This is a genomic window from Bradyrhizobium australafricanum (assembly GCF_020329495.1).
In the GTDB taxonomy this organism is placed as follows: domain Bacteria; phylum Pseudomonadota; class Alphaproteobacteria; order Rhizobiales; family Xanthobacteraceae; genus Bradyrhizobium; species Bradyrhizobium australafricanum.
Genome location: NZ_JAGKJL010000003.1, coordinates 223058 through 244928 on the forward strand (window position 1 = coordinate 223058; position 21871 = coordinate 244928).

A 21871-nucleotide genomic window follows, 5' to 3' on the forward strand; every position below is an offset into this window, starting at 1 on the left:
TCCATGTCCAAGAGCCTGATCGACCTGCTGTCCATCCTCGATCTCGAGCAGCTCGAGGTGAATTTGTTCCGCGGCAACAGCCCGAAGACGAGCTGGCAGCGCGTGTTCGGCGGCCAGGTGATCGGCCAGGCGATGGTGGCGGCCTGCCGCACCGTCGAGGGCCGCCTGCCGCACTCGATCCATTGCTACTTCATTCTGCCTGGCGATCCTCAGATCCCGATCATCTACCAGGTCGAGCGGCTGCGCGACGGCAAGAGCTACACCACCCGCCGCGTCACCGCGATCCAGCACGGCAACGCAATCTTCTCCATCATGGTCTCGTTCCATGCCGAGGAAGAGAGCAACTTCAATCATCAGGAGAAGATGCCCGACGTGCCGCCGCCGGAGAAGCTGACCGCGGAGGAAGTGTCGAAGCAGCCGATGTTCAAGGAGATGCCGGAGTTCATCCGCCGCTATTACGAGAGCGACCGGCCGATCGAGCTGCGCCCGGTCGAGCTCGGCCGTTATTTCGGCCAGAAGATCGACGACGGCCGCATCCATGTCTGGATCCGCACCGCGGCCAAGCTGCCCGACGATCCCGCGCTGCATCTGTGCGCGCTCGCCTATGCGTCGGATTTCTCGCTGCTCGATGCCGTGATGGCGCGCTACGGCCGCACGCTGTTCGACAAGCGCATGATGCCTGCGAGCCTCGATCACGCGATGTGGTTTCACCGCCCGTTCCGCGCCGACGAATGGCTGCTCTACGCGCAGGATTCGCCGAGCGCGCAGTCGGGCCGCGGCCTGACACGCGGCCTGATCTTCAAGCCCGACGGCACGCTGGTGGCGTCCGTCGCACAAGAAGGATCGGTGCGCGAGCGAAAGGCGTAGAGCTCACGCTCGAACAGAGCCGGGCGGCACGATGAGATCGCGTTTACTGGCCGGCGTAGGCACCGCGCTCGGTCAGCGCGAATTGCGAGACGAACCAGTTGCCGTACCAGCGCAGCACCCATGGAATCGGGATCAGGAAGCCGCAGGCGATCGTGAACACGATGGTTCGCCACAGCACCTCGATGCCGGACGCATTGAAGCTGACCTCGCGGCGCGTGCCGTCGATGTTGCGGCAGATCCAGCGCATCCAGGCGGTCAGCACCCAGGCCCAGCCGATGATGGTGATGGCCGAGACCACCATCGCCACGTACCAGCCGACATAGGCGACCGGGCTGCCCTTGAACGAGATCGGCAGGTCCTGGCCGCTCGAGCTGAGATGGCCGATGATCCAGCGCACGATCATCCAGCTCAGGAAGCCCTGCAACAGCAGCGAGAGCAGCGTCACGATGTTGCTGTTGGCCGCGCCGGCATAGGTCAGAAGGCCGAGCACGATGAAGACCCACCAGATGTCGAGCGGCTGTCCGGTGAAGGCGAAATGCGGCCGGCCCGGCACGCGGATATAGGGGATCGCAAAGCGGTAGAGGCCGGTCGCGGTCCACGGCGCCGGGATGACGAGAATCTGGCCGATGAACATCAAGAGGCTGCGGCCGAACAGGCCCCAGATCGGGAAGTCGGCGGACAGCGTGCCGCCGCTATAGCTTCCGGACGCCACCACCGGCGGCGGTCCGCCGGCCTGCGGAAATGCCGGCGGCGCGCCGGCGCTCGGGACGAGGCCCGGAATCTCCCCGGCCTTCTGCCAGCCAGCCATGCCCTCAGTCCACACCAGGGTGTCGGCCCCCACCGTGCCCCGGGTGATCAGGTCGCGGAGCTGGGTTTCAGGCAGGGGGCCCTTTTGCTGGCCTTCGGATGCATAAAACCAGTTTCGGTTCGACATTTCTTGTTTCCTCGGGGCGCGCGCGCAGGGACACGCGATAGGCGAAACGAACCAGCAAGAGCGCTGGCCGGGGCGGGAAAGCCACATTGTGGCCGAGCGTTTCCATTCCGTACAGTGAGGGAGCTCACGCGCTGCGCATGTTTTCCGCTTCAACCTGCAAGTTTTTTATGCCATTTGCCCAGAAAGCTGCCAGATTTGGCGGACGCGAAGTGCCGCTCGGGGATGGCAAATTGCCGCTCCGGGAGGCAGCAGGTGCCGGCTCGCGGGACGGCAAGTGCCGCTCCGGGACGGGCGCACACGGAAAACCTCAAGGGAATGAAGGCCTGAACCATGAAACTCGTCGTCGCGATCATCAAACCGTTCAAGCTCGATGAGGTGCGCCAAGCGCTGACCGCGATCGGCGTCCACGGCATGACGGTGACCGAGGTGAAGGGCTATGGCCGCCAGAAGGGCCACACCGAGATCTATCGCGGCGCCGAATATGTCGTGAACTTCCTGCCCAAGCTTCGGATCGAGATCGCCGTCGATACCGAGCTCGCCGACAAGGCGGTCAGCGTCATCACCGAGCACGCCCGCACCGGCCAGATCGGCGACGGCAAGATCTTCGTGACGCCGATCGATCATGCGCTGCGCATCCGCACCGGCGAGACCGACAACGACGCGCTCTGAACCCTGGAGCCTGATCGCTCGCGACAAACGCGGAAAGCGTTTGCGCGGAGATCATGCCCAAACAAAACGATCGAGATCATCGCCGGCAACGACGCCGGCGCACGCCACAACCGCACACCAAGAAACGACGACCGCCGGGGAATGATGATGGGGGCACGAGCTCTTCGTGCAGCGATATCAGCTGCGCCGATCACTGCTGCAATCCTGCTCGCGCAGGCTACGCCGGCCTTCGCGCAAGACTCGGCATCCAGCTCCGGCGTCAACGCCGCCGACACCGCCTGGATGATCGTCGCCACCGCGCTGGTGCTGATGATGACGATCCCCGGACTGGCGCTGTTCTACTCCGGCATGGTGCGCAAGAAGAACGTGCTGGCGACGATGGCGCAGAGCCTCACCGCCGTTGCGCTCGTCTCGATCCTCTGGGTCACCTTCGGCTATTCGCTGAGCTTCGTCGGCGACGGTCCTTGGCTCGGCTCGCTCGATCGCTGGTTCCTGGCCGGCATCACCATGGACAGCATCAATCCGGCGGCGAAGACCATCCCCGAAGCGCTGTTCATGCTGTACCAGATGACGTTCGCGATCATCACGGTGGCGCTGGTCGCAGGCTCGGTCGCCGACCGCATGCGGTTCTCCGCCTATGTGCTGTTCTCGATCGGCTGGTTCATCTTCGCCTATGTGCCGCTGGCGCATTGGGTGTGGGGCGGCGGCTTCCTCGCTGCAGCGGGCGTGCTGGATTTCGCCGGCGGTCTTGTGGTGCATCTCTCCGCCGGCATCAGCGGCCTGGTCGCGGCCAAGGTGATGGGCAACCGCCACGGCTATGGCCATGACAATCTTTCGCCGTTCGATCTGTCGCTCGCGGTGGTCGGCACCGGCCTGCTCTGGGTCGGCTGGTTCGGCTTCAACGGCGGTTCGGCGCTCGCGGCCAATTCGCGCGCGGTGATGGCGATCACGGCCACCCATCTTGCGGCCTGCGCCGGCGCGCTGACCTGGGGCGCGATCGAATGGGCGACGCGCCGCAAGCCGTCGGTGCTCGGCATGATCTCGGGCGCGGTCGCGGGGCTCGGCACCATCACCCCGGCATCCGGCTTCGTCGCGCCGTGGCACGGCGTCGTCATCGGCATCATTGCCGGCCTGGTCTGCTTCTGGGCCTGCACCTGGCTGAAGCATCGCTTCAAGTATGACGACTCGCTCGACGTGTTCGGCGTGCACGGCATCGGCGGCCTGACCGGCACGCTGCTTGCCGGCGTATTCGCGGCCTCGGCAATCGGCGGCACGTCCGGCCTGCTCGAGGGCAATCCGAAGCAGCTGCTGATCCAGCTCTACGGCGTCGCGGTCACCTTTGTCTGGTGCGGCGGGGTCACCTTCGTGCTGCTCAAGCTGGTCAGCGCCTTCGTCCCGCTGCGCGTCTCGATGCAGCAGGAGCTCGAAGGTCTCGACATCTCCCAGCATGGCGAGGCGCTGCAGTAAGTAGCCGAGGCGGCGGTGGCAGCCGGACTCACGGGCCAGGACGACGACACCGGCCACCGCGAGGGCGAATTTGTAAAACAACCCCATGCAAAGGACCCGAGCGCCGCGACGTCACGAAGTACGGCGCGAGCAAGGTTCGGGCTTGTACGACACATAAGTGTATGCTTATGTGTCGTCATGGTCGACACCGACATCTTCAAGGCGCTGGCCGATCCGACCCGCCGCAAGGTCTTTGAGAAGCTGGCCGGCGGCAGCCTGAACGCCAGCGCCTTGCGCGACGGACTTGAGATCAGCCAACCGGCGATGTCGCAGCATCTGGCGGTGCTGCGCGCGGCAGGGCTGGTGCGCGAGCAGCGGCAGGGCCGCTTCGTGAATTATGAGGTCGACCCGGACGGCATCGCCAGCATCGGCACCTGGCTCGCCCGCTACCGCGCCTATTGGCCGAAGCGCATCGAAGCGCTCTCCGATCTGCTGAAGGACATGGATCAATGAGCGACACAGTTGAGCCTGATCATGACGACGCCGACCTGGTGCTCGAATACGAGCTCGATGCACCGCCTGAAAAAGTATGGCGCGCGGTGACCATTCCGGCCCTGCGCGAACGCTGGCTCCCGGATTGCGATCTCGCGGACGCTGAACCCCTGTCATCGATCGCTGGCGAAGAGGTGCGCTTCCGGCTGCGCGAGTCCGAGCCGCCGTTTCGCGAAAGCCATGTCACCTTCCGGATCGAGCCGAACGAGGCCGGCGGCACCCGCTTTCGCATCATCCAGCAAGCATGCGACATCAGGGGAAAGCAGCCGCAACCGGCCAACAGCAACAACCGCACAATGATGCGCGCGGCCTGATCCCCAACCTCACCTACCGAGACTTCATCACCTGCAGCAATGGAGGTCGCCGATGCGCGACATGATGCAACTCGTCCCTATGGTCGTCGAACAGTCGAGCCGCGGCGAACGTTCCTTCGACATCTATTCCAGGCTGCTGCGCGAGCGCATCATCTTCCTGAACGGCGAGGTCAATGATGCGATGTCCGGACTGGTCTGCGCGCAGTTGCTGTTCCTCGAAGCCGACAACCCCAACAAGCCGATCAACCTCTACATCAACTCCTATGGCGGCGTGATCACCAGCGGGCTTGCGATGTACGACACCATGCAGTTCATCAAGGCGCCGGTGCACACGCTGTGCATGGGCACGGCGCGCTCGATGGGGTCGTTCCTCTTGATGGCCGGCGAGCCCGGTCACCGCGCCGCGCTGCCGAATGCGAGCCTCCACGTGCATCAGCCGCTCGGCGGCTTCCAGGGCCAGGCGTCCGACATCCTGATCCATGCCACCGAGATGCAGGAGACCAAGCGGCGCATCATCCGGCTCTATGCGCAGCACTGCGGGCGCACCGAAACCGACGTGGAACGGACCCTGGATCGCGATCACTTCATGTCCGCGCAGCAGGCGCTCGAATGGGGACTGATCGACAAGGTCTTCGCCGAACGCGACGCCGCCGAAAAGCATGATCCGGTGCCGCGCTGATCTTCGTCGCTGGAGCGGCCAAACCGTTCATGACAGCGCCATCGATTTAGACTTCACCTCGGCATGCTGCACCGTGACCCGCACGGTATCGGGACGGTTCGATCCTCCGCGCCTGCCGCCGCCGCGGTGGTCGATCAGGCGCGCGACGACAGCGCGCCGCGCATGACGAGACGTCAGCGAATGGTCGGCATTCGGCAGCGTCAACCGCGTCACTCCAGGGATGCTTGTGAGCCGTTTGCCGTCCTGACCGAAATGCCGTGCGATCTCCTGCAGGCTGAGATCGCCGTCCGAGGTGACCATGAGGACGCGCACGCCGCGGCTACAAAGCTCGCGCATCCAGCGCTCGACGCGGTTACGGCCAAGCAAGGCGGACGGATGCATCGCCGATAGCGTCGACTTGACGGCTTCCAATCCGCGCCGCACCAGCCGCCTGGCGCTATCTGACACTGACAGCTTCCAGGCGGACCTGGTCGTCATCGCAGGCCCGTCCGCCGGACCGATCTGTTGCTGGCTTCCGCGATTCGCCTTGGAGGTTTCGTATGCTTTCCAGGCCGTAAGCTCCAGCGCGTAGGAACTGTTCCAGGCAAAGCAGAGCGGGTTGATCATGGTCAGGGCGCGGACGCGGCGGTCCGCGCGCGCAGTGTGAAAGGCCTGGAAGGCGCCCGAGCATGTGCCCACAAGCTCGACTTTGGCAAAGCCCGCCCGCTGCATCCAGTCAATCGCCGCGCTGACGTCGAAGCGGGTGCGGGAATCATAGAGGAACAGACGATTGCTCCCGGCATCGTCGCTCAGGCCGAGGCCCGGCAGGTCAATGCGAAGCGACGCCACGCCGGCGGCGGCAAGCTCGCGCGCCGCCTCGACCGTGCCGCGCGCCCAACCGACATGCGGCACCCCGCCGGAGTTGAGGAAGATGACCGGATCGGCCGCATGGCCGTCACGTGGCCGGGTCAGCACGCCACAGATCAATGGCGCCTGCCTGATCACAACCGGTTCTTCCGTGTAGTGCGATCCCTCCAATAGCTCGCGGCCGGTCAAGGATTCGACGCCCCGAGCTACGCCGGCGACGGCCCGGTCGGACAACCAATCCGCCCAGCAATCGACAACGTCGGCCGGGATCCGGTTCGCGGTCGGGTCGCACACGAGCAGGTGATAGTCCTTGAACTCCGCGATTGTCGCGCCTTCGAAAGAAGTTCGACCGTCGCGGATTTCAGAGCCTGCCAACGGCTTTCCGTTCGCGAGCAAAAGCATCGGCAGGGGCGGAAGGGCCGCGACGGCCCGCCGCCAATCCAGCCTCGACAGATCGGCGAGCGTCTCATGCGAAAGCCGGAAGCCGACGACCTCGCGGCCCTCGGCGAACGTCGCGTCGCTTGCGGCGCTCTTGGCGAGCGACCCATCGATCACGCGCGACATCGCGGTGATTTCGCGCACATAGGTTTTGCCGGAACTCGGTGGCGCAAGCAGCGCAAGGCCTGCGACGTCGTCCCGCCCCGCCGCAGCGAGCGGGGCCAGCAGCGCGCCGAGACGGAAGCCGGCGAGGATGACATCCTCCACGCCGCAATCCCGCTTCAACCGGTCGATCGCCGCGCCGATGCTTGCGGTCCAGGCCATCACCCGGCCCGGCGCCGAATCGTCGCCGGCGGCGTCGCCGCAGCCGGGATAGTCAAACAGCAGGACAGGCAGGCCCGCCGCGGCCGCCCTGTCGGACAACAGCTTCAGGAATCGGCGACTGCACAGATCCTCATGACCATGCGCGCCGGCGATGACAACGCCCCGCCGCCCCTTCGCTACGTTCAGCCAGCCGATGGTATCGGCAAAGACAACTGGTTTCATGTCATGCTCCCGGCGGACTCCCTTGTCCGCACGACTTCCAATTCTTCCGCTCTCGGCACCTCGTAGCTCGCGTCGCGATCGGCATTGAGCGCCGTCACCGCGCCGCCAGGCGTCGCCAGGGGCGGACCGTCAAGGCCGACCTCCCGCTCGATGCCCGGCATCAGGTGGAAATTGTTCTCCGTTGGAACGAACCGATCATCCTGGATGGAGACGTGGTAGGCCGCGCGTTTGCAGGCCAGCCGCAGCCGCCACGCGTCCTTCCGACGCACCAAACTCACAGTCAGGCCGACGTCGCGCTGCGCGGTCATGACACCCGGCAGCACATGGAAGGCCTCGGCAAAGATCTTCCCGTCGTCGCCTTCCAGGCTTGCAACGGTGACTTCATGTCCGGGCGGCCCGAAGCGATAGGCGTAGGAAATATCGAAAAAGGCGCCGAGTACCGAGAAGGCCGAAAGCGACAGGCCGCCGTGCGCCGGCACGCTGATTGGTTGGCGCGCTGACACCACCGGCGTGACGCCATCCCGCAGACAGGTCAGCGATAATGTCGCCCGAACGGTCTTCGCAGTATCGTTGACGGCATGGACGGTCAGTCCGTTGACGCCCTCGTCGCTCAGGATCAGCCGTAGCGGGGCAAATGCGCGCCTCAGCCCGTGCCAGACGGGCTTGGGCCGGCCGGTCGAATCGACCACGCCCCAACCCGCGCCCGGCCGCAAGTCCTTCCAGAAGAACAGCAGCGCTCCAGCCGTCGGCGAACAGGGTCTGCGCCATTCGTCGATGGTGCGCTCCACCACCTCGGTCGTCACCGCACGGGAGAGTTCGAGATAGCGTCTGGTATTTTCGATGCGCAGCCGGCGCGCGTCGACGGAAAAAAGCGTTTCCAGATAGTGCTCGCGCACATCCTCGAAGTCCCACGACGCGCCGACGTCGCGCGGCACACCCGCCTTCCAGCGCGGATCGTGCACCGGCGGCACCGGCAGATGCGCATCCAGCGTTGCCTGGTCAGGCACATTGGCAAAGGCAAGGCATTCGCTTGCGAAGCGCACTTCGGCCCGGCGCGCGTCATCCAGCGGCCGGCAATAGGCGCCGACCCCGTAATAATGCATCGGCCCGCCATCGGCCGTGAACGGCAGGTTGCCGCCGGATGGCGATGACGTCACAAGCACCAGGTCGGGCCGCTTCGCTTCGGCGATGGGGCGCACCACCTTGTCGAACCAGGGCGTCGGATCCATCGACATCGGCATGCCCATCATCGCCGCCTGCTGTGCCACCTCGCTGCCGCCGCACAGAACGGCGAGTGATGGCGAATGCCTGAGCCGCGTGAGCAGGTCCTCGACCTCGCGCGAGAGCGACGCGCACCAGGCCTCGTCCTTCGCCGGATAGTCGAAATTGGCGAGCATCAGGTCCTGCCAGACCAGGATGCCCATCTCGTCGCAAAGCTCGTGAAACGCGTCGCCCTCGTAGACGAACGTGCCGCCGACCCTGAGCATGTTGACGCCCGCCCGTCGTGCAAGATCGAGGTCGCGCGCGATCTCTTCGCGTGAGGACGGCAGCCGCACCGGGTCGGACGGCGTCCACACCGCGCCGCGACAAAAGACGGATACGCCGTTGACGACCAGCCGAAAGCCGCGTCCGTCGGTGCCGCGATCGATCTCGATATGCCGGAAGCCGACGCGGCCGAGCGTTACTCGCATCGAGCCGAGCGTGACGACAACCTCGTGCAACGCCGGATCGCCATGGCTGCTCGGCCACCATGGCGCAACGTTCGCAATATCCAGTTTCGCCGTCAGCCGCGTCGCTGTCTCTGAAGTCAATGCGGCGACAGCGCCCGCACAGGCGACCGTGGCCGGCGCGTCATCAAACGGCTCGACCAGCGTGATCGCGATGGAAAGATGCCCTGTTGTGCCGACGAGGTCGGCCTGCATTTGCACATCGCGCACGCCTTGCCGGTTGGTATCGCGGATCAGCTTGATCGGTCGCCATGGTCCGACGATATCGAAGCCGGGGCACCAACCCGGCATATGGCCGATCAGCGTGGTCCGTACGAGCCTCAGCCGCTGATCGTCGATCATGCGCGGCCGCCAGCGCGCACGCGGACCGGTCAGGGTTTCCAGATGGCGGTCGAGGCTGCGGAATGCGATGGCCAGTTGCTCGCCGCCGGCAAGCGTCAGGGCCACATCATGGCGCTCGAACATCGAGGTCGAGGACAGCACGAGGCGATCGTCGAGCCAGACCTCTGCAACCGTCGCCAAGCCGTCAAATACGAGACGGGCCGGGCCGGTGACATCGAGCCGGCGACGATACCAGACGTCCTGGTCGTGCAGCGGAGTAGGATGGTTGCGGTCCCAGCGGCCAAGCCGCTCCAGCGCAGCAGCGGCCGTGCCGGGGCACGCCGCCTCCAGCCATTCGGCGCTGCCGTCGATCGCCGCCGGAGACGCCCACGCGCCGGCTGGCGAGACGACCATGCACCAGCCGCTGTCCAGAGGCTCGGCCGTGTCGGTCGTCGACACCAAAGCGTCCATACACATGCATTCCCATGACCGGCAGGCCGGTCCTACGCTGCCTTGCTGGCGAGATCCGCCATGCGACCGTCCAGAGCGTCCATCACCGTTTGCCAGGCCTTGGCCATCGGCCCGATGGCGTCCGCGAGCCCATCGAACCGATGCCGGGCCATGGCGCGGGCGAGCTTGAATTGCATGACCTTGGCGCCCTCGGCGATTGCCGCGGCGGCTTCGATCGCCTCGGCCAGACCGGCCTCGCCGTGCCGTCCCAGCCATTCCAGATGACTGGAGAGGAGTTCGAAATTGGCGCCCACCTGCCGCAACGTGTTGAAGGCGTAGACGTGAAAATACTCCGGTGACCGGGCGGCCAGTGCCTCGGCATGGCTGCCGAACACGGCCGCGTAGGCATCGAGCGGATTGCGCTTCGGCCTCCGCCGCAGATGCTGCGCGAGGATTTCCGTGGCCGCACTGACCGGATCGCGCGAGGGGCGCATGGTGTCGAACTTGACGAACTCGGCATAGGGAAACAGCGGCAGGCCGCCGGCCGGCGCGTCGTTGCGCTGCCCGAAAATGCCGTCATAGTCCTCGCCGTCCAGGGCGAAGTAGCCGTCGTTGTGGAAGTAGGCCATGTGGCGGCGCCCGGGAACGAGCACGTTGACGCCGATCGTCGTCTTGGAATGGCCACTGCGATAGGTGATGCCCTTCGTGTCGGGCAGGTAGAAGGCATCGACCTCGACCAGCGGCAGCCGCCCGCGCTCGATCTGATTGAGAACGTGCGCCTCCAGACGATCGAACACGGACAGTTCCTGGATATCCAGGCCGGCCAATCGCTGCAGGTCGGCCGTCGGGAACTTGAAGAACGTGAACTGGTCGCCTTCGAAATCCTGCGCCACGGTGAAGCCGAGCGCAGCGACCGGGTCATTCCCGTTCGCATGCATGACTTCGATCAGAAGATCGACATAGCAGTTGGTCTGCGGCCATCGCCGCTCCGCGTCGTGTAGCAGGTGCGGCTTGTAGTCGGCCGGATCGAGCCCGGCGATGGCACTCTGCATTTCAGTTGCCCCAAAGCGTGTCACGCACGGAAGCCGGCCATGCCTCGACGTCAGGGCCGTGATGGCGGAACAGCGCGAGCGCCACGCGCTCCAGCCCGAAGCCGACGCAGGCTGAGTGGCACAGGCTGCCATCCGCGAATTTGAGGCCCCAGGTCTGGCCAAAATGGTCGCGATGATAGTTGAAGGACAAGCAGGCCGTCGGTTTCTCGATGCTGGTTACCGGGATCAGCAGCTCGAACTTGAGTCCCTCGTCGCGCTGGTTGTTGGCCATCATCTTGCCGCCGCGACCGAAGAACGGATCGTTGGCGAGATCAACCTCGCAGGGCAGGTCGAGGGATTCGATCATCGCCTTGCCGCGCTCCAGCCAGCTTTCGCGGAAGGCGCACACCTGCTCGGCCGTACCGATGCGGACGAATTCGCGCATGCGGAACAGCTGCATGCGCGCGGGATCCTTGGAAGGCTCATGACGGAAGCAGTAAGAGGAAAGCTCGAACAGCACACCGTCATCGGGCACCGGACCGCGCGCGGCAACGGTCGGATAGAGCGGATAGCAGGCGGCTGGCGTCAGCACGACGTTGGTCGCTTGCTGCAGTTCGGTCCAGTCCTCTCCCGCAGCCATCATGCCGAGAAGCTGCGCATGCTCGCGCTCGCCGCCCATGAAGGAATGCACGCAGCCTGCAAGCTGGGGGAAGCTTTTCATATAGCCACTGCCTTCAAGCGTGGCGCGGCTCATGCCCGGCGGGAAGTGGATGCGGGTTGCCTTGTCTGGCGCTCCGATGCTGGTCACGAGCCGCTCAAAGCGCTCGATCACGTCTTCGAAAACGCCGGAGCGGCCATAAAGCCCGTCTACTCCGGTCTTGAACAGGATGCTCTTGTCGAACAGGGTGTCGAGCAGGCTCTTGGCATCGAACGTCTTGGCGTCCATCTCAACCTCTCAGGCTGGTGTCAAAGCGGCTCATCAGCAGGAGCGTCGCGGTGTTGGAAAGAATACGGTCGTTCGAAATCATCAGCGGCGCTGAGCTCACATCGCGCAGATGCCTGCCGACGCTGAACGGCGTGCCGTTCTTGTAGCCGACGATGCCGTTGATCAGCATGGCGAGCCGCACGATCGCCCCAGCCTTCTCGCTCGCAGCGACCTTCAACGCGTTGATCTCGGCGGTAAAGCCAATCGAGGAGAGCGCGTCGTCATTGCCCTTGGCCGCATCGAAGCGGTCAATGGCAGCCGTGAGATGACCCTTCATCTCCTGAAGCAGGGCGGCTGCCTCGGCGAGCCGAAGCGCACCCGGCGGCAGACTTCCATCCGCCTGCTTGCGCGCCGCAGCCTTGACGAATGCTTGCGCGCGATTGAAGGCATCGGTGGCGATACCGAACCAGGTCGCCGCCCAGAAGATATGCGAGCTCGCCAGCATCGACTGTGCCGCGATCTCCGAGAACGGCTTGGGGAAAATCTGCGCCGCGTCACCATGCGCGACGAGATGGAAACCGTCCGAACAGGTGCCGCGCATTCCGAGCGTATCCCATACGGAGGTGCGCTCCAGCGTGCGGTTCAGGTCCGCGGGAATGACAACCATCACCTGATCGGAGCTTGCCGCGTCGGGAGCGCGCCGCGCCGTGGCAAGAATCGCGTCGGCGTGGCGGCCGTAGGAAATAACGGTTGCTTCCTTTGTCAGCGAGAAGCGGCCGTCCGCCACTTCGACCGCACAGATCGAATTGCGCAGATTGCCGCCGATGCCGGCTTCCGTGGTCGCCGAGGCCATCAGCAACTGCTCCGCCGCAATGCGGCGCATATAGGCCAGATGCCAGTCGCTGGCGCCGCCATGGCTGACGAAGCTCGACGTCTTGATCTGGTGCATGGCGTAGATCATGGCGCTCGAGCCGCAGGCCTGGGCGAGCTGAACGATCAGCTCCGCGATCTCCATCGTGCCCAATGCCTCCCCGCCATGCTCGACGGGAATCGCAACGCCGAGCAGGCGCTCGCGCTTCAATGCTTCGATGGTATCGGCCGGGAAGCGGCCCTCACGGTCTACCGCATCGACCTGCTGCGCCGCGACCTTGGCGACCAAACGCATGCGCTCGGCCGGCGTGGCGGCAGAGGCCGGCACGGGCTCTATCTTTCTCACCACGATCATGGTTTTACGCCGCCCGCTGTGTCAGCCGTGAAACGGCGTCGGCGACGTTGGCGAGCGACGAGAAGGTCCGTCGCGTGAGCATCGCCTCGGGAAATTCGATGTTGAACTCTTCCTCAAGCGCCAGCATCACCTGCACCGTGGCGAAGGATGTCAGCCCTGCGTCATAGAGATTCGTGTCGTCGGTGATTGTGTTGAAATCCAGCGAAATCATCGGCTGCTGCTCGAGCAGCGCGCGGATACGATCAATCATTGGTTGCCCCACCTGTCATTGAAGTTCTTATGCGGCGGCAATAGCGCAACGACGGCAACCGTGGCGTTAACGCCGGAACGACAATGTTACAGACAGCTAACGATCGGTAACGAGCGCCGGCAAAAGTCCAGCATTTGCTGTCCTGGCGGGCGTACCTGATGCGAGCCCTTGTCCGCTTCGCGCAGAACGACGCGGCGAGGCTGCCGCAACTGTCCTCGCGCCGGTCCCGGTTCGGGGTGGGAACCCAAACAAGCCGATGAAACCCAACATCAAATTCCTATCGCGCAATCGTCCGACAGACGCGAATGGCGAAATGATCGAGAGGGTGTTCGCGGACCGTGGGGCGGATCCAGAAGCGCTCGCCGGATACCGCCTACTGCCCCGCGGCTGAGCAGAATTGTGTCCGGAGTTAGCCGTGCCTGCGTTCTAGACAGGCCTGACCATATTTTAGGCGCGGCGGAATAGCGCAGGGGCACCTCCCACCCGTAAAGCGGGAAAAGGTCCGGATTCATAATCCATTAGCGAACTCCGGCCGTTTGGCACGGCATTTGATTCTAAGGGTCCAGGCTGTGCCCGCGTAGTGGATGTCCTCCGCGTGGTGAACCTCAGTCGAAACTCCCGGTGTTCATTCGCACCGGGCCCAAGCGGGGATAGGACTCATGAAAATTGTTATGGCGATCATTAAGCCATTCAAACTCGAAGAGGTCCGTGACGCCCTGACCGCCATTGGCGTTCACGGTCTCACGGTGACGGAAGTCAAAGGCTACGGCCGCCAGAAAGGCCACACGGAAATCTATCGCGGCGCCGAATATGCCGTGAGCTTCCTGCCGAAGATCAAGATCGAGGTCGCGGTCAATTCCGATCAGGTCGACAAGACCATCGACGCCATCACCTCCGCCGCCAAGACCGGCCAGATCGGCGACGGCAAGATCTTCGTCATCAGCCTCGAACACGCCGTGCGCATCCGCACCGGCGAGGCCGATGCCGCGGCCCTCTGATTTCGCGCTCAAACCTTAAGACCTCAGGAGTGAAATAACATGACGTTCAAGCGTCCCTATGGCGCGGGACTGGCGGCCCTTGCAGTCGGCCTGTTCGCCGCGACCGCCGCCTACGCCGAGCCGACAGTCAACAAGGGCGACAACGCCTGGATGCTGACCTCGACGGTGCTGGTGCTTTTGATGACCATCCCGGGCCTCGCGCTGTTCTACGGCGGCCTGGTCCGCTCCAAGAACATGCTCTCGGTGCTGGCGCAGGTGTTCTACACGGTCTGCCTCGTCACCGTGCTCTGGGCCCTCTACGGCTACAGCCTCGCTTTCACCGGCGGTTCCGACTTCATCGGCGGCTTCTCCAAGGCCTTCCTGATGGGCGTCACGCCGGACTCGAAGGCGGCGACCTTCTCGGTCGACGCCAACATCTCGGAACTCATCTATATGTGCTTCCAGATGACGTTCGCGGCGATCACGCCGGCCCTCATCGTCGGCGCCTTCGCCGAACGCATGAAGTTCGCGGCGATCGCGCTGTTCATCCCGCTCTGGGTGACGCTGATCTATTTCCCGATCGCGCACATGGTCTGGTACTGGCCGGGCCCGGACGCGATCCAGGATGCCGCCAAGGCGCTCGCCGCTGCGGCTGACGGCGCGGCCAAGACCGCGGCGCAGGCCAAGCTCGACGAGATCAACGCCGATGCCGGCTGGATCTTCAAGAAGGGCGCGATCGACTTCGCGGGCGGCACCGTCGTGCACATCAACGCGGGTATCGCCGGCCTGGTCGGCGCGCTGCTGATCGGCAAGCGGACCGGCTACGGCAAGGAGCTGATGGCTCCGCACTCGCTGACCATGACCATGATCGGCGCCTCGCTGCTCTGGGTCGGCTGGTTCGGTTTCAACGCCGGCTCCAACCTCGAAGCCAATGGCGGCGCTGCGCTCGCCATGACCAACTCCTTCGTGGCCACTGCCGCGGCGGCGCTGGCCTGGATGTTCGCGGAATGGATCATCAAGGGCCATCCCTCGCTGCTCGGCGCGCTCTCGGGCGCGGTCGCGGGCCTCGTCGCGGTGACCCCGGCGGCCGGCTATGCCGGTCCGATGGGCGCCATCGTGCTCGGCCTCGTGGTCGGCGTGGTCTGCTTGTTCTTCTGCACGGTCGTGAAGAACGCGCTCGGCTATGACGACTCGCTCGACGTGTTCGGCGTCCACTGCGTCGGCGGCATCGTCGGCGCGCTCGGCACCGGCATCCTGGTCAACCCGGCGCTCGGCGGTGCAGGCATCATCGACTACACCGCGATCCCGCCGAAGGTCGCCGATTACGACTTCGCGGCGCAGATGATCTCGCAGGTTTGGGGCGTCTGCACCACGCTGGTGTGGTCGGGCATCGGTTCGGCGATCCTCTACAAGATCGTCGACGTGATCGTCGGCCTGCGCGCCAACGTCGAGACCGAGCGTGAAGGCCTCGACATCACCGAGCACACGGAGCGCGCCTACAACATGTGAGTTCTCCCGGGACTCTGGCTCCCTCCGGGGCCGGGTCCAGAACTACGGTTCGGGCACATACCCGGCAATGTCCGGACCGTTGAGGGGCTCCAGCGCAAGCTGGGGCCCCTTTCTTTTTTCCGCGGCTTGAGAAAATATTGTCGGAATTGCCTGCCATTGTGGAATGACAGGCCACAAACAACGAAAACGGGAGGACGTCATGAAGGTGCAGGGCAGATGCTATTGCGGCAATGTGCGCTATGAGGCCGAAGGCGAGCCGATGATGGCGGCGCAGTGCCTGTGCCGGGAATGCCAGTACATCACGGGCGGCGGACCGAACATGTTCATGGCAATGCCGACCACCGGCTTCAAATACACCGCCAGCGAGCCCAAGCAGTTCACCCGCAAGGATCTCGACCGCGCCGTGACGCGCGAGTTCTGCCCGGAATGCGGCACGCATCTCGTGACCAAGGTGCCGGGCCTGCCCGCCACCATCCTGAAGGTCGGCACCTTCGACGACCCCTCGGTGTTCACCCCGCAGATGACGATCTACACCTGCGACAAGCAGACCTTCCACCACCTGCCCGAAGGCAAGCCGTCGTTCGAGAAGCTGCCGGCGCGGTAGCCGCCACGTATCGCGCGCGTAGCCCGGCCTGCTGTCTGTTTTCTCCTTCCCCCTGAAAGGGGGAAGGTCGGGATGGGGGTTAGCCGCGCACTCTGCTGTCTGCGGAGAGAATAGATCCCCACCCGCTTTGCTCTCCGAGCAAAGCGACCTCCCCTTTTCAAGGGGAGGTTGGAGCCATCGAGCCGCGTCAGTCGATCAAAACTTCCTCATCCGGCAGCTCGCTCGGTGCACCGTCGCGCAAATAGCGTTCGAGGATGTCGGCAAGCGACAGCGGCGTGAGGCGCTCGCTCGCACCGGATAGATCGGCGATCGGCCACCAGCGGAAGCAATCGAGCACCTTTGCCTCGGCCTCGTCGGCCATCACGGGCGCGAAGCGATCCGCGTGAACGATCCGGTATTCCTCTTTCTGGGAAATCCGCCTGCCGCCCCAGTTGAAGGTGTGGTGTCGCCGCCAGACGGCGGGCCCGGGCTCGAAATCGATCAGCCCCAACTCCTCGGCCAGTTCCCGCTGCAGCGTCGCTTCCGCCGTCTCGTCGCCCTCGACGCCGCCGCCCGGCGCGATCCAGAAGCAGTCGCCGCCCTGCGGCGGGCGAATCCGCATCAGCAGGACTTCGCGCTCGCCGGTGATAATGAGCGCCCGGACGGCGCGGCGATGGATCATGTTTCGGAGCAATTTCGATGCGGTTTTCTGGCGTGAGCGCTGATATCACGCGCCGGCAGATCGTGCCGCGCACCGATGGTTAATCGCGTCTTAACCTCGCCCTATCTATGGTGACTTGATCGGTTTACGGTCGGCGCCCCTACCCTCCGACCGCAGTGAAAGTGCTGGCATTTCAATCATGGCAATGACCGCCTCATCCGGCTTGGCGCAGGGCGCTGGCGATGTCGCATCCGCCGGCCAGGCCGAGCGTTCCCCTTTCCTGCGCACGACCGAGCTGCTGGCGCCCTATCAGCCCGCCAAACCCTTGATTACGCTGTCATTAGGCGAGCCGCAGCACCCGGTGCCCGATTTCGTCGGACCGGTGCTGGCAAAGCATACCGCCGAATTCGGCCGCTACCCGATCGCCAAGGGCATTGAACCGTTCCGCCGCGCCGTCGCGACCTGGCTCTCGAGCCGGTTCCAGTTGCCGCGGCCGGTCGATCCGGAGAGCGAGGTGATGGTGCTGAACGGCAGCCGCGAGGGGCTGTTCTTTGCCGCGATATCAGCCTCGCGCTACGTCGCGCCGCGCAAGGGCCGGCCGGCGATCCTGATGCCGAACCCGTTCTATCCGGCCTATGGCGCCGGCGCCCGCGCGGCCGGCTGCGAGCAGATCTACCTGCCGACCACGCTCGCTAACGGTTTCCTGCCCGACCTCGATTCGATCGACGAGGCGACGCTGGCGCGCACCGTGGCGTTCTTCATCGCCTCGCCCGCCAATCCGCAGGGCTCGGTCGCCTCGCGCGCCTATTTCACGCGGCTGAAGCAGCTCGCCGATCGCTTCGGCTTCATCATCCTGAGCGACGAGTGCTACTCGGAGATCTACACCCGCGAGGCGCCGGGCAGCATTCTGGAATGCGCCGGTCCCGACTTCAGCAATGTCGTGGCGTTCCAGTCGCTGTCGAAGCGCTCGAACCTGCCGGGCATGCGGGTCGGCTTCGCCGCGGGCGATCGAAAGTTTCTGGCCGCATTCCACGAGCTGCGCAATGTCGCCGCACCACAGGTGCCGGTGCCGTTGCAGCATGTGGCGGTCGCCGCCTATAGCGACGAGGCGCATGTCGAGGAGAACCGCAGGCTCTATCGCATCAAGTTCGATTTCGCCGACCAGATCCTCGGCAACCGCTACGGCTACAAGCGTCCCGCCGGCGGCTTCTGCGTCTGGCTCGACGTCTCCGAGCGCGGCGGCGACGAGGCTGCGGCGGTCAGGCTCTATCGCGACGCCGGCGTGCGCGTGATTCCCGGCAGCTATCTGGCGCGCCAGCAGACCGACGGTTCCAATCCGGGCGCGGGCTATATCCGCCTTGCGCTCGTCTCCGACAGTGAATCGACGGCCGAGGCGATGCATCGCCTGGTCGAAACCCTGGGTTAATCGCGAAGCGCGAAGATTGAGTATGCCAGCGATCGAACGTGTCATCCCCTTGGTCGGCCATCTGCCGCTCTCGCTCCGCGAGGCGCTGGCGCGACGGCTGCGCGAACTCACCGGGCTCGGCCTGATCGCGCTGTCCGGCGCCATCACGGCGGCGCTGATGACCTGGTCGGTGCAGGATCCGTCGCTGAGCCACGCCACCTCGCGCGCGATCCGCAACGTGCTCGGCTATCCCGGCGCGATCGGCGCCGACCTCCTGATGCAGATTCTGGGCCTTGGCGCGATCATGCTGGTGCTGCCGGTCGCTGTGTGGGGCTGGCGGATGCTGACGCATCGCCCGTTCGACCGCGAGGCGCTGCGGCTCGGCTGCTGGATCCTGTGCACGGTGATCGCGGCGGGCTTCGCCAGTTGCTGGCCGCACAACACCGCATGGCCGCTGCCGACCGGGCTCGGCGGCGTGGTCGGCGACGCGCTGCTGCGTGCGCCGGCCGTCGTGTTCGGCCCGCCCGGCTTCATCTATCGCGTCGTGCTCGGCCTGATCCTGTTCGTCGCGATGGCGGCAAGCTTCCTGTTCGCCTGCGGCTGGGGCGCCAAGGAGCAGGACGACGAGCTGACGCCGATCTCCGACGATGACGAGCCGTTCGTCGAGGACGAAGACAACGATCGCAGCTCGGTCTCGCTGGGCTGGCTGTTCCATGCGCTGATGAGCGCCAAAGCGCGGCTCGGCTGGCTGCTGACCACCGCCTACAAATCGCTGGTCTCGAGCGGAGCCCAGGGCCGCAGCGCCGCGTTCGAGCGCCAGGAGCCGAATATCGGCGGCGGCCGCTCGGCGCCCTCGATCGCACCGGCGCATGAAGACCATGATGAGGACGAGGCTGAGGCTTTCGACGACGAGGAGGAAGAGGAGGACGAGGAGGAAGAAGCTCCCGCCGCCCGCGCCCCGCGCAAGAAGGCCGAGCCGAAGCCGAAGAAAAAGAATTCCGACAAGTTCGAGCTGCCCTCGGTCTCCGTGCTCAGTGCGCCGAAGGCCAGCGATCGACAGCCGCTGAGCAAGGCCGAGCTCGAAGCCAATTCGCGCTCGCTCGAGGGCGTGCTGCAGGACTTCGGCGTGCGCGGCGAGATCGTCAAGGCCAATCCCGGCCCGGTGGTCACGCTGTACGAGCTCGAGCCGGCGCCCGGCATCAAGTCGTCGCGCGTGATCGGGTTGTCCGACGACATCGCGCGCTCGATGAGCGCGCTGTCGGCCCGCGTCGCGGTCGTCGCCGGCCGTAACGCGATCGGCATCGAGCTGCCCAACGCGCATCGCGAGAAGGTCTATCTGCGCGAGCTTCTGGTCGCCAAGGAAAGCGTCGATTCGGTTGCGAAGCTGCCGCTGTGCCTCGGCAAGACGATCGGCGGCGACCCCGTCATCATCGATCTGGCGCGCACGCCGCATATGCTGATCGCCGGCACCACCGGCTCCGGCAAATCGGTCGCGATCAACACCATGATCCTGAGCCTGGTCTACCGGCTGCGGCCGGATCAGTGCCGCCTGATCATGGTGGATCCGAAGATGCTCGAACTCTCCGTCTATGACGGTATCCCGCATTTGCTGACGCCCGTCGTCACTGATCCGAAGAAGGCGGTGGTGGCGCTGAAATGGGCCGTGCGCGAGATGGAAGAGCGCTACAAGCGGATGGCCAAGCTCGGCGTGCGCAACATCGACGGCTACAATGCGCGCCTCGTCGAAGCCAAGGCCAAGGGCGAAGAGCTGACGCGCACCGTCCACACCGGCTTCGACAAGGAGACCGGCAAGGCGATCTACGAGGAAGAGAAGCTCGACCTCGAGCCGCTGCCCTACATCGTCATCATCGTCGACGAGATGGCCGACCTGATGATGGTCGCCGGCAAGGATATCGAAGGCGCGGTGCAGCGCCTCGCACAGATGGCACGCGCCGCCGGCCTGCATGTCATCCTCGCCACGCAGCGTCCGTCGGTCGACGTCATCACCGGCACGATCAAGGCGAACTTCCCGACCCGGATCGCCTTCCAGGTGACGTCGAAGATCGACAGCCGCACCATCCTTGGCGAGATGGGCGCCGAGCAGCTGCTCGGCCAGGGCGACATGCTCTACATGGCGGGCGGCGGCCGCATCAGCCGCGTGCACGGCCCGTTCGCCTCGGACGAGGAAGTCGAGAAGGTCGTGCGTCACCTCAAGACGCAAGGCGCACCGGAATATCTCGAAGCCGTCACCGCGGAAGAGCCGACCGACGAGGACGGCGCCGTGTTCGATGCCACCGGCATGGGCGGCGACGGCGGCGGCGATCTGTTCACGCAGGCGGTTGCGATCGTCAAGCGCGACCGCAAGGCGTCGACCTCATACATTCAGCGCCGACTGCAGATCGGCTATAACCGCGCGGCCTCGCTGATGGAGCGGATGGAACTTGAGGGCATCGTCGGCCCGGCGAATCACGCCGGAAAGCGCGAAATCCTGGTCGGGGAGGAAGAAGGCCAGTTCTGATCGGGGGCGATCATCACGGAAAAACCATATCTCCCTCGGAAGAGGCGGGATAAAATCCGGCGCAGCGGGACGAGCGTCGAACAGAGACCTGACATATCTGATGGCAAAACACCTCATTGACCGCGGCACGCGCACCGCGCTGGCTCTTCTCGTCACCGCCGCGATCGCCAGCGCTGCGACTGCGCAGAATGCGCCGCCCCCGAAGCCCGCACCCAAGGCTGCGCCAAAGAAGGACGCCGGCGCGCAGACCAATGCGGACAAGGGTCCGACGACGACGGGCGCCACCCAGGCACCGCCGAACCCGGTGATTCCCGATCCGCGCCGCAACGTGCCCGCCAACATCTTCCAGACCTTCGACGCCAACCAGAAGGCGCAGGCCGCCAAGGTCTCAGCCTATCTCTCGTCGCTGCAAACGCTGGTCGGAAATTTCGTCCAGGTCGGCCCCGACGGCACCAAGACCAAGGGCGATTTCTATATCCAGAAACCTGGCAAGCTGCGCTTCGAATATGACGACCCGAGCCCGATCGAGGTGATCGCCGACGGCTCCTCGGTCGCGGTGCGCGACCGCAGGCTCGCCACCCAGGACGTCTATCCGCTATCGCAGACCCCGCTGCGCTATCTGCTGTCGGACCGTATCGACCTGATGAAGGACACCAACGTCATCAGCGTCACCGCCGACGACGTGTTCGTCAGCATCACGATCGAGGAAAAGCAGGCGCTGGTCGGCACCAGCCGCTTCCTGCTGATGATCGGCGCCAAGGACGGCAAGCTCAAGCAGTGGACCGTTACCGACCCGCAGGGCTACGACACGACAGTTGCGGTCTACAATCTCGACGCGACGCAGAAGCCCGATCCGGCGCTGTTCAAGATCGACTTCACGACCTATCCCGGCACCTCGCCGGGCTGACCGCCTTTCCTTCTCCCTCGCCCCGCTCTTGCGGGGAGAGGGTTGGGGTGAGGGGCTGCCTCCAGGAATCCGAAAGACGCGAGTACGCGGT

The 21871-nt window shown here is 65.0% G+C and carries 20 protein-coding genes; 12 read left to right on the forward strand and 8 right to left on the reverse strand.

Annotated features, from left to right (window positions below; all coding sequences use genetic code 11):
* Positions 1 to 3: 3 nt before the first annotated feature.
* Complete coding sequence (gene tesB / locus J6525_RS04570; RefSeq protein WP_016841424.1) at positions 4 to 867, forward strand: acyl-CoA thioesterase II; 864 nt, start codon at positions 4 to 6, stop codon at positions 865 to 867.
* A gap of 43 nt (positions 868 to 910) precedes the next feature.
* Here tesB and J6525_RS04575 read toward each other — a convergent pair whose 3' ends face one another.
* Positions 911 to 1801 carry a DUF4339 domain-containing protein gene (locus tag J6525_RS04575; protein ID WP_225161893.1) on the reverse strand — a complete coding sequence of 297 codons (891 nt, stop codon included), beginning with the start codon at positions 1799 to 1801 and terminating at the stop codon, positions 911 to 913.
* Between the two features lie 330 nt (positions 1802 to 2131).
* Between J6525_RS04575 and J6525_RS04580 the strand changes: the two genes are divergently transcribed.
* The 5 genes from J6525_RS04580 to J6525_RS04600 all read left to right on the forward strand — a co-directional run bounded on the left by J6525_RS04580 (position 2132) and on the right by J6525_RS04600 (position 5461).
* Positions 2132 to 2470, forward strand: coding sequence for a P-II family nitrogen regulator (locus J6525_RS04580; RefSeq protein ID WP_028335836.1), 339 nt, complete (start codon positions 2132 to 2134; stop codon positions 2468 to 2470).
* Positions 2471 to 2617: 147 nt separating this feature from the next.
* Positions 2618 to 3937, forward strand: coding sequence for an ammonium transporter (locus J6525_RS04585; RefSeq protein ID WP_225642394.1), 1320 nt, complete (start codon positions 2618 to 2620; stop codon positions 3935 to 3937).
* A 177-nt stretch (positions 3938 to 4114) separates the two neighbouring features.
* The gene (locus J6525_RS04590) at positions 4115 to 4429 is read left to right on the forward strand and encodes an ArsR/SmtB family transcription factor (RefSeq protein ID WP_016841428.1); all 315 of its coding nucleotides are present in this window, start codon (positions 4115 to 4117) and stop codon (positions 4427 to 4429) included.
* Positions 4426 to 4782, forward strand: coding sequence for an SRPBCC family protein (locus J6525_RS04595; protein WP_225642397.1), 357 nt, complete (start codon positions 4426 to 4428; stop codon positions 4780 to 4782). The genes J6525_RS04590 and J6525_RS04595 overlap by 4 nt, the downstream gene beginning before the upstream one ends.
* Before the next feature lie 52 nt (positions 4783 to 4834).
* A complete protein-coding gene (locus tag J6525_RS04600) occupies positions 4835 to 5461 on the forward strand; it encodes an ATP-dependent Clp protease proteolytic subunit (protein WP_092081250.1) in 627 nt (208 codons plus the stop codon).
* Between the two features lie 27 nt (positions 5462 to 5488).
* Here J6525_RS04600 and J6525_RS04605 read toward each other — a convergent pair whose 3' ends face one another.
* The 6 genes from J6525_RS04605 to J6525_RS04630 are packed head-to-tail and all read right to left on the reverse strand — an operon-like array spanning position 5489 to position 13220.
* Positions 5489 to 7291, reverse strand: coding sequence for an alpha/beta hydrolase (locus J6525_RS04605; protein ID WP_225642399.1), 1803 nt, complete (start codon positions 7289 to 7291; stop codon positions 5489 to 5491).
* Entirely contained in the window at positions 7288 to 9798 is a 2511-nt protein-coding gene (locus J6525_RS04610; RefSeq protein ID WP_225642401.1) for a glycoside hydrolase family 2 protein, read from the reverse strand. Before J6525_RS04610 ends, J6525_RS04605 begins: the two co-directional genes overlap by 4 nt.
* Before the next feature lie 44 nt (positions 9799 to 9842).
* The gene (locus J6525_RS04615; protein ID WP_225642590.1) at positions 9843 to 10841 is read right to left on the reverse strand and encodes a DUF1839 family protein; all 999 of its coding nucleotides are present in this window, start codon (positions 10839 to 10841) and stop codon (positions 9843 to 9845) included.
* A 1-nt stretch (position 10842) separates the two neighbouring features.
* Complete coding sequence (locus J6525_RS04620) at positions 10843 to 11766, reverse strand: amino acid--[acyl-carrier-protein] ligase (RefSeq protein WP_057020313.1); 924 nt, start codon at positions 11764 to 11766, stop codon at positions 10843 to 10845.
* Between the two features lies 1 nt (position 11767).
* Positions 11768 to 12970: an acyl-CoA dehydrogenase family protein gene (locus tag J6525_RS04625; protein ID WP_376708430.1), complete on the reverse strand. Its 1203-nt coding sequence runs from the start codon at positions 12968 to 12970 to the stop codon at positions 11768 to 11770.
* Positions 12971 to 12974: 4 nt separating this feature from the next.
* A complete protein-coding gene (locus J6525_RS04630; RefSeq protein ID WP_057020315.1) occupies positions 12975 to 13220 on the reverse strand; it encodes an acyl carrier protein in 246 nt (81 codons plus the stop codon).
* A gap of 659 nt (positions 13221 to 13879) precedes the next feature.
* Between J6525_RS04630 and J6525_RS04635 the strand changes: the two genes are divergently transcribed.
* The 3 genes from J6525_RS04635 (at position 13880) to J6525_RS04645 (ending at position 16310) form a co-directional block, all read left to right on the forward strand.
* Positions 13880 to 14218, forward strand: coding sequence for a P-II family nitrogen regulator (locus J6525_RS04635; RefSeq protein ID WP_024583097.1), 339 nt, complete (start codon positions 13880 to 13882; stop codon positions 14216 to 14218).
* A 39-nt stretch (positions 14219 to 14257) separates the two neighbouring features.
* Entirely contained in the window at positions 14258 to 15706 is a 1449-nt protein-coding gene (locus tag J6525_RS04640) for an ammonium transporter (protein WP_057020316.1), read from the forward strand.
* Positions 15707 to 15905: 199 nt separating this feature from the next.
* The gene (locus J6525_RS04645) at positions 15906 to 16310 is read left to right on the forward strand and encodes a GFA family protein (protein WP_016841439.1); all 405 of its coding nucleotides are present in this window, start codon (positions 15906 to 15908) and stop codon (positions 16308 to 16310) included.
* Positions 16311 to 16497: 187 nt separating this feature from the next.
* On the opposite strand, the gene J6525_RS04650 is transcribed toward J6525_RS04645, so the two are convergent.
* On the reverse strand, positions 16498 to 16971 hold the full coding sequence (locus J6525_RS04650) for an NUDIX domain-containing protein (RefSeq protein WP_225642403.1): 474 nt from the start codon (positions 16969 to 16971) through the stop codon (positions 16498 to 16500).
* Positions 16972 to 17149: 178 nt separating this feature from the next.
* On the opposite strand from J6525_RS04650, the gene J6525_RS04655 reads away from it, so the two are divergent.
* From J6525_RS04655 to J6525_RS04665, 3 genes are all read left to right on the forward strand, one after another.
* A complete protein-coding gene (locus J6525_RS04655) occupies positions 17150 to 18376 on the forward strand; it encodes an aminotransferase class I/II-fold pyridoxal phosphate-dependent enzyme (RefSeq protein WP_092081236.1) in 1227 nt (408 codons plus the stop codon).
* Positions 18377 to 18392: 16 nt separating this feature from the next.
* Positions 18393 to 20873 (forward strand): DNA translocase FtsK, encoded by a 2481-nt coding sequence (locus J6525_RS04660; RefSeq protein WP_225642405.1) that lies wholly within the window; start codon positions 18393 to 18395, stop codon positions 20871 to 20873.
* 100 nt (positions 20874 to 20973) lie between these two features.
* Positions 20974 to 21780 carry an outer membrane lipoprotein carrier protein LolA gene (locus tag J6525_RS04665; RefSeq protein WP_225642407.1) on the forward strand — a complete coding sequence of 269 codons (807 nt, stop codon included), beginning with the start codon at positions 20974 to 20976 and terminating at the stop codon, positions 21778 to 21780.
* The last annotated feature ends 91 nt before the right edge of the window (positions 21781 to 21871 follow it).

Bases quoted from the DNA above. Each gene is read 5' to 3' on its own strand.
- tesB (WP_016841424.1), top strand. From the start codon at position 4: ATGTCCAAGAGCCTGATCGACCTGCTGTCCATCCTCGATCTCGAGCAG.
- J6525_RS04575 (WP_225161893.1), bottom strand. From the start codon at position 1,801: ATGTCGAACCGAAACTGGTTTTATGCATCCGAAGGCCAGCAAAAGGGC.
- J6525_RS04580 (WP_028335836.1), top strand. From the start codon at position 2,132: ATGAAACTCGTCGTCGCGATCATCAAACCGTTCAAGCTCGATGAGGTG.
- J6525_RS04585 (WP_225642394.1), top strand. From the start codon at position 2,618: ATGGGGGCACGAGCTCTTCGTGCAGCGATATCAGCTGCGCCGATCACT.
- J6525_RS04590 (WP_016841428.1), top strand. From the start codon at position 4,115: ATGGTCGACACCGACATCTTCAAGGCGCTGGCCGATCCGACCCGCCGC.
- J6525_RS04595 (WP_225642397.1), top strand. From the start codon at position 4,426: ATGAGCGACACAGTTGAGCCTGATCATGACGACGCCGACCTGGTGCTC.
- J6525_RS04600 (WP_092081250.1), top strand. From the start codon at position 4,835: ATGCGCGACATGATGCAACTCGTCCCTATGGTCGTCGAACAGTCGAGC.
- J6525_RS04605 (WP_225642399.1), bottom strand. From the start codon at position 7,291: ATGAAACCAGTTGTCTTTGCCGATACCATCGGCTGGCTGAACGTAGCG.
- J6525_RS04615 (WP_225642590.1), bottom strand. From the start codon at position 10,841: ATGCAGAGTGCCATCGCCGGGCTCGATCCGGCCGACTACAAGCCGCAC.
- J6525_RS04620 (WP_057020313.1), bottom strand. From the start codon at position 11,766: ATGGACGCCAAGACGTTCGATGCCAAGAGCCTGCTCGACACCCTGTTC.
- J6525_RS04625 (WP_376708430.1), bottom strand. From the start codon at position 12,970: ATGATCGTGGTGAGAAAGATAGAGCCCGTGCCGGCCTCTGCCGCCACG.
- J6525_RS04630 (WP_057020315.1), bottom strand. From the start codon at position 13,220: ATGATTGATCGTATCCGCGCGCTGCTCGAGCAGCAGCCGATGATTTCG.
- J6525_RS04635 (WP_024583097.1), top strand. From the start codon at position 13,880: ATGAAAATTGTTATGGCGATCATTAAGCCATTCAAACTCGAAGAGGTC.
- J6525_RS04640 (WP_057020316.1), top strand. From the start codon at position 14,258: ATGACGTTCAAGCGTCCCTATGGCGCGGGACTGGCGGCCCTTGCAGTC.
- J6525_RS04645 (WP_016841439.1), top strand. From the start codon at position 15,906: ATGAAGGTGCAGGGCAGATGCTATTGCGGCAATGTGCGCTATGAGGCC.
- J6525_RS04650 (WP_225642403.1), bottom strand. From the start codon at position 16,971: ATGATCCATCGCCGCGCCGTCCGGGCGCTCATTATCACCGGCGAGCGC.
- J6525_RS04655 (WP_092081236.1), top strand. From the start codon at position 17,150: ATGGCAATGACCGCCTCATCCGGCTTGGCGCAGGGCGCTGGCGATGTC.
- J6525_RS04665 (WP_225642407.1), top strand. From the start codon at position 20,974: ATGGCAAAACACCTCATTGACCGCGGCACGCGCACCGCGCTGGCTCTT.